Source organism: Lactobacillus sp. C449L, assembly GCF_059900815.1.
Genome location: NZ_JBWXGA010000033.1, coordinates 1 through 673 on the forward strand (window position 1 = coordinate 1; position 673 = coordinate 673).

The window sequence follows — 673 nt, forward strand, 5'->3', positions numbered from 1 at the left end:
CGGGTAGGTAAATCTCACTGCCTTTATCCCTGAAGCGTTGGCTCATTTCTGCCATGCCGCTTTCCGCTTCGGCTTCGGCCGAAGCGGCCCCTCCACCAGCCTTCGGCTGGTCCCCCTCCCCACGCCTTGGGAGGATCTTTTTCGAGGAGCCTGCGATGGGCGAGATGGCGATGCTGGCGGCGCTGATGCGGCAGGCGGAGGGCGAGGCCGTGGACTTCGCGACGCTGCGCGCGCTGGTCGAGGAGGCGAGCGACGCGGGCGCGGCGCGGGCGCTGGTGCGGCTGGGGCTCGACGGGGCGGGCGCGCGGCGGGACATGGAGGAATTGCGGGAGCTGCTCCAGGCGTGGCGCGACGCCAAGAAGAGCGCGCTGAACGCGGTGATCGGGTGGTGCGTGCGCGTGGCGCTGGCGCTGGTCGTGCTGGGGATGGCGGTGAAGCTGGGCTTCGGGGCGGGACAGTGAGCGGGAGGGGCTTGCGCTTCGCCGGCTATGCGGCGGTGTTCGGGCGGACCGACCTGGGCGGCGACGTGGTGCGGGCGGGGGCGTTCGCGCGGAGCCTGAAGCGGCGCGGCGCGGTGCCGCTGCTGCTGGAGCATCGCGGGCCGCCGGTCGGGCGGGTCGAGTATCTGAAGGAGGACCGGCGCGGGCTGCGCGTGATCGCGCGGGTCCTCCTT

The 673-nt window shown here is 72.5% G+C and carries 2 protein-coding genes; both read left to right on the forward strand.

Going from position 1 to position 673, the window contains the following annotated elements; genetic code table 11:
* Nucleotides 1-155 precede the first annotated feature (155 nt).
* The gene (locus AC2JF9_RS08100) at nucleotides 156-461 is read left to right on the forward strand and encodes a DUF6127 family protein (RefSeq protein ID WP_500726781.1); all 306 of its coding nucleotides are present in this window, start codon (nucleotides 156-158) and stop codon (nucleotides 459-461) included.
* 11 nt (nucleotides 462-472) lie between these two features.
* On the forward strand, nucleotides 473-673 hold a 201-nt coding region (locus tag AC2JF9_RS08105), incomplete at its 3' end, for an HK97 family phage prohead protease (protein ID WP_500726782.1).

What these genes read in the sequence shown, in the direction of transcription:
- AC2JF9_RS08100 (WP_500726781.1), top strand. Translation starts at nt 156, where the DNA reads ATGGGCGAGATGGCGATGCTGGCGGCGCTGATGCGGCAGGCGGAGGGC.